6 protein-coding genes and 1 pseudogene are annotated in these 5,276 nt (G+C 73.5%); 3 read left to right on the forward strand and 4 right to left on the reverse strand.

Translation table 11 applies throughout. The features are described from left to right. Positions 1 to 222: 222 nt before the first annotated feature. Together HQ603_RS18635 and HQ603_RS18640 are read right to left on the reverse strand one after the other, a co-directional pair. A complete protein-coding gene (locus tag HQ603_RS18635; protein ID WP_222686242.1) occupies positions 223 to 1,002 on the reverse strand; it encodes a CPBP family intramembrane glutamic endopeptidase in 780 nt (259 codons plus the stop codon). Between the two features lie 10 nt (positions 1,003 to 1,012). Next, positions 1,013 to 1,792 carry a DUF2470 domain-containing protein gene (locus tag HQ603_RS18640; RefSeq protein WP_222686238.1) on the reverse strand — a complete coding sequence of 260 codons (780 nt, stop codon included), beginning with the start codon at positions 1,790 to 1,792 and terminating at the stop codon, positions 1,013 to 1,015. Between the two features lie 118 nt (positions 1,793 to 1,910). On the opposite strand from HQ603_RS18640, the gene HQ603_RS18645 reads away from it, so the two are divergent. The 3 genes from HQ603_RS18645 to HQ603_RS18655 are packed head-to-tail and all read left to right on the forward strand — an operon-like array spanning position 1,911 to position 4,240. Continuing rightward, a complete protein-coding gene (locus HQ603_RS18645; protein ID WP_222686239.1) occupies positions 1,911 to 2,648 on the forward strand; it encodes a hypothetical protein in 738 nt (245 codons plus the stop codon). Positions 2,649 to 2,657: 9 nt separating this feature from the next. Beyond that, complete coding sequence (gene pheA, locus HQ603_RS18650) at positions 2,658 to 3,590, forward strand: prephenate dehydratase (protein WP_308126619.1); 933 nt, start codon at positions 2,658 to 2,660, stop codon at positions 3,588 to 3,590. After that, on the forward strand, positions 3,587 to 4,240 hold the full coding sequence (locus HQ603_RS18655) for a histidine phosphatase family protein (RefSeq protein WP_222686240.1): 654 nt from the start codon (positions 3,587 to 3,589) through the stop codon (positions 4,238 to 4,240). Before pheA ends, HQ603_RS18655 begins: the two co-directional genes overlap by 4 nt. Here HQ603_RS18655 and HQ603_RS18660 read toward each other — a convergent pair. Beyond that, positions 4,183 to 4,947 (reverse strand): hypothetical protein, encoded by a 765-nt coding sequence (locus HQ603_RS18660; RefSeq protein ID WP_222686241.1) that lies wholly within the window; start codon positions 4,945 to 4,947, stop codon positions 4,183 to 4,185. The genes HQ603_RS18655 and HQ603_RS18660 overlap by 58 nt on opposite strands. Next, positions 4,944 to 5,276: pseudogene (locus HQ603_RS18665) on the reverse strand (hypothetical protein); the annotation flags it as partial. The pseudogene HQ603_RS18665 and the gene HQ603_RS18660, both read right to left, overlap by 4 nt.

The following is a 5,276-nucleotide window of genomic DNA, read 5'->3' on the forward strand; positions in this document are numbered from 1 at the left end:
GTCGCGTCGTGCGTCGGGAACCGCCGACCAGGCGCGCGGGTCGCGCTGTACGGATGGCGGGGGCTGGCGGGGCGGTTGACGGGGAGGTTGCCGCGGAGTCCAGTCCGGGGGAGTTCCGGAGCGCCGACGGACGACCGGCGGCTCCTCCGACCGCGACCGGCGCGGATCGGGAGGCGGTCGCCGCCGGGGGTCGTACGGGGGCTGCTGACTCACGACGCGACTCTAGCCGGGGAGCCAGGACAGGTGGCCGCGCAGCGCGGAGTACCCCACGAAGGCGACGACGTCGATCAGCGCGTGCGCGACGACGAGCGGCCAGAGCCGGGTGGTGCGTTGGTAGTACCGACCGAAGATCAGGCCCATGACCACGTTGCCCAGTCCGGCGCCGAACCCCTGGTACAGGTGGTAGCTGCCGCGCAGCAGGGCGGAGGCCACCAGGGAGCGGTTGTCGCTCCACCCCAGCGCGCGGAGTCGGGAGAGCAGCCACGCCACCACCAGCACTTCCTCGGCCACGGAGTTCGCGACCGCCGAGAGGGTGAGGGTGACCGGCCGCCACCACACGTCGTTCAGGGTGCTCGGCTGGACGGTGACGTTGAGGTCCAGGGCGACGGCGGCGAGGTAGAACAGCAGTCCGGGAACGCCGATCAGCGCGGCGAGCCCGACGCCGTGCAGCACGTCGGGTCGCAGGCGGGCGCGGGCGAAGCCGATCGCGCGCGGCCCGAGTCCACTGCGCCACAGGAAGTAGAGCCCGAGCCCGCCCCAGGCGAGAAGCCGGAGCACCGACAACAGCTGACGCAGGAAGTCGATGGGGCCGAGAGCGGACTGCGGCACGTTGATCGCCACGCTCTGATCCGACAGCGCGCCGGCCTCGAGGGCACTCTCGACGAGCGAGAGGACCGACGACAGTCCGCTCAGCCCGAACGTCACCAGCAGGACGACGGCGATCTCCCACCGGATCGCGCGGGGCGAGTTCGGATCCGGCGGGCGGGTGGTCACCGGATCGATTGTGCAGCAGTCAACGACCGTCGCGAGCGCGCAGTCCGTTCATGAAGGGGCACCCCACCAGGATGCGGAGCGCGCGGCTCAGTTCGGTGCCGTCCGCCACGGGCTGCGGGAACGGAATCCGGACGTCCTGGTCCCCGGTCTCGCTCTCGATCCGCAGTCCGATGCCGAAGCGGTCGATGCTCAGCGGCCGCGGACGCCCTACACGCAACGACGGCGGCAGGCGCCGGGCGATGGCCGCGATCATGTCGGCGTGGTCGGTGTCGAGGTGCCGCAGCCAGTCCCCCTCGATCTCCCAGAACGGATCGGGGTCGGCCTGCAGCAGGTCCCGCACCGGCACCGGCTCCGCACCGGTGGAGTCCGCTGCGACCACGGAATCGAGGATCAGTCGCAGCAGCACACCCCCGTGCCCGACGTCGAGCAGACCCGGATGCGGGAACTGCGACGCGACGGCGGCGGCCACCGACCGTTCCGCGGTCTCCGGGACGCGGCGGAGCTCGCCGCGCAGCCAGACCAGGGACCGGACCCGTTCGCCCAGGTCGAGCGGGGCGTGGTCGGTCAGTTCGAGGACGGCGGGAATGCCGGCTCGCCCGGCCTGGAAGGTCAACGCTCCGACCGTGCTGTCGGCGGGAACCACCACGACCACCTCGCCGGGCTCGCGGAGGAAGTGCATCGAGGTGGCGACGGGCGCGCTGCCGGGTGCGGCGAGCATCGCGGTGTCGGCCCGCAGGCAGACGCTGCGCACCCGTTCGGCCGTCGACGGTGCGGTGGCGGTGGTGGTGACGCCGGCCATGTCGGATCCCCCTGAGGTGAACGAGCTGCTCGAATTAGGTAAGGGTTAGCTAACCAGCAGGGGTGGGGATGCGCAACAGGAAGCCGGGTGGAGCCGGGGCGAGACCTAGACTCCGGGGGTGCCCTCGGTTCCCCTCGTGCTTTCCGGCCCACGTCCGCGCCGCGACCCGCGCGCCCTGCTCACGGGCCTGCTCATCGCGCAGACCGCCTCGCTCGCCGACGGCATCGCGGAGCACCCGTGGATCGGCGGCCGGTCGGTCCCGGCGAGCAGCCTCGGGTCCGGACGCGATCCAGCGGTGGACCTCAGCGCGGTGGCCGGCGCCGTCGTGCGCCTCGACGTCGAGCCGCCCGACCCCGCCCCGGCCGCGCGCGCCTACCGAGTGGACACCCCGCACGACCACCTCGCCGACGCCCTTGCGCTGAGCCTGCCCGCGCCGCTGATCGTGCACTGCGCCGGCGGCGACGTGGTCGAGGTCGCGCAGGCCGTCGATGCGGCCGGTCACCACGGCGTCGTCGACCTGACCGGGCTCCCCGACGATCCCGTCGACGGCCCGGATCTGGACCGCGTTGCCGACGCCCTCGCCGTCGCCGCCCACGTCACGCGGGGCACCCACGCGATCGCGCGCACGGCGGACCAGGTGGTGGCCACTCTCGCCGGGGTGGTCGCGTCCTTGCGGGGCGACGACGTGCGCCGCGCCCTCCTCTCCCCGGACGTGTCGGCGTTGCTGCGGTTGCACCCCGACGCCGTGGAGGCGACACGGTCGGTGCTGCTCGGCATCGAGGTGCCCGATCCGGCGACGGTCGTCGCCGACCTGCAGCGACGCGTTCCCGAGTGGGCCGACGGTCCGCTCGAGTAGCCTGGCGGCGTGCGTATCGCCTATTTCGGCCCGTCGGGAACCTTCACCGAGATGGCCCTCGCCAAAATGGAATCCGACGGCGTCGTCGGCCCCGGCGTCGAGCGGGTGTCGGCCTCGAATCCGCCCGCGACCCTCGAGCTGGTGCGGCGCGGTGAGGCCGACGCCGCGGTGGTGCCCATCGAGAACTCGGTGCAGGGGTCCGTGCCGCCGACCCTCGACGCGCTCGCCCTGGGCGACCGTCTGCAGATCGTCGCCGAGACCGAACTCGACGTCGCCTTCACCATCGTCGGTCGACCGGGCGTTGACCTCGCCGACGTGCGCACGGTGCGGGCCTACCCACACGCCGCAGCGCAGGTCCAGGGATGGATCGAACGCGAGATGCCACACGCACAGGTGGAATTCGCGTCGTCGAACGCCGCGGCGGCCGAGGACGTCGCGTCCGGACTGGCCGACGCCGCGGTCTCCACCGGCCTTGCCGGGGAACGCTTCGGCCTGCCGGTGCTTGCCGACGGTGTGGCCGACGTCGGCAATGCCCGTACGCGCTTCGTCCTGGTGACCCGGCCGTGCCCACCGCCCGCGCGCACCGGGTCGGACCGCACCGCCGTCGTCCTCACGCCGGACAACCGACCCGGCACGCTGGTGGCGGCGCTCGGTGTCTTCGCCATCCGCGGCATCGACCTGACGTTCATCGAATCCCGGCCGCTGCGAACGCAGTTCGGGACGTATCGGTTCTACCTCGACTGCGTGGGTCACCTCGACGACGTCGCGGTGGCCGACGCCTTGCGCGTCCTGCACGAGCAGATGGACACCCGCTTCCTCGGCTCGTGGCCCAGCCATCACGTGTCCGCGTCGTCGGGGTCGGAGGGGCCGGGGGGATCCGCCGCGAGCGAGAACAGCGATCGCTGGCTGGCCGACCTGCGCGCCGGGGCCGGAACCTCGTGACGTTCCGCCTGGTCCTGGTTCGGCACGGGCAGTCCCGATCGAACGTCGCACGCCGGCTCGACACCCGCCCGCCCGGCGCCGAACTGACCGACCTCGGACACCGCCAGGCCCGTGATTACGCTGCGGCGCTGACGGTTCCGCCCACGCTCGTGGTGTCTTCGGTGGCTCTGCGCGCGCGGCAGACCGCCGCGCACATCGCCGAGCTCACCGGTGCATCGCACGTCGTGCGCGACGGGCTGCAGGAGACGGACGTCGGCGAGCTCGAGGACCGCGACGGCGACGACGACCACGCGCGCTTCACCGCGATCTACCAACGCTGGTTGCACGGCGACACCGCCGCCCGCGTCCCCGGCGGCGAGTCCGCCGACGAGGTGCTCGCGCGCTACGTCCCCGTGCTGGAGGACCTGCGCCGGGAGCACCCCGCCGACGCGACCGTCCACGTGGTGAGTCACGGCGCCGCCATTCGTCTGGTCACGGCGGCGGTGTCGGACGTCGACCCCGACTTCGCCGCCGACAACCACCTGCCCAACACCGGGTCGGTCGAGCTGCTCGCACGGGGCGACGGCACGTGGGAGTGCGTGCGCTGGGACACCTACACACCGCCGTTCGAGACGAAAGGCAGTCGGACACCGGACGATCCGATGGGATAGAGCGGTCCCGCGATCACCGCGGGCGCGACTCCCTGCGCCCGGGGACAGTCCCGGCCGGCATCGGCGCCGGAGGCCGCGGCCAGAACCGCCTGCACCGCAGCCCCGATCCGCGGTGCGGTCCCGGACTGCAGCGTGGTCCGCAGACCGGTCACGCTCGCCCGCGTGACCGTCAGAGTCCGCCCCGCCGGCGTGTCGACCACTGCCACGACCGGCCAGCGGCGACTTTCCCCGCGTAGCGCCACGATCTCCGCGTGACGCACGCGGTCCGTCGTCATCCGGGACACCCGATCGGCCACCACCGACGGCGTGTCGGTGACCTCGTCCACGGCCCGGCCGGCGCAGACACCGAGCGCGGCCGTCAGCATCGACCGTCCGGACCCGGTCTCGCTGATCGCGATCGTGTCGCCGCGGCGGGTGACCCACAGATCGGTGTCGACCTGCCGGACCAGACAGCCGCGCAGGTCCGCGACCCCCGGGGCGTGACCGACCACCCGGATCTCCACGAGATCGACTGCGCCGCAAAGCCGTCGGACCAGGTCGGTGACCTGCGCGCGGCGCCCCCGCGAGAGGGACGGAGCCGGCGTCGACACGTCGAGCCCGCGCGTCGTCGGACCGTGCACCACCGACGGCACCTGCCCCGGCACGCCGCTCGCGATCTCGTACAGCTCGGCGATCCCGACCTCGACGCTCGCCCCGCCCAGCGTCACGCGGGGCTCCCCGCCCCGATCACGGGGGGCACGGCGACGGAGCCGTCGCGAATGTCGAGCACCGCGGTGCGCACGCGCCGCTCGACGTCCTGGTCGTCGTCGGTCGGACGCAGTCCCGGCGGCACTGCGGCAACCGGTGCGCGCCCGTGATCCTGCCCCGCCGGGGCGCTGCCGTCGACGGCTCTCACGGGACCGTCCCCGGATCCGGCGACCGCGTGACTTCCCGTCCACGGGCTCGGCGACCGCGGACCGCCGTCCCCGGTGCCGAGCCCGGCCCACCCGGCGGCACCCGTGGGTGCCCGGCCACCCGCGGAGCCCACCGCCCCGAC

The sequence above is a fragment of the Rhodococcoides corynebacterioides genome (assembly GCF_019834675.1).
GTDB lineage: Bacteria > Actinomycetota > Actinomycetes > Mycobacteriales > Mycobacteriaceae > Rhodococcoides > Rhodococcoides corynebacterioides_A.

What these genes read in the sequence shown, in the direction of transcription:
- HQ603_RS18640 (WP_222686238.1), bottom strand. Translation starts at nt 1,792, where the DNA reads ATGGCCGGCGTCACCACCACCGCCACCGCACCGTCGACGGCCGAACGG.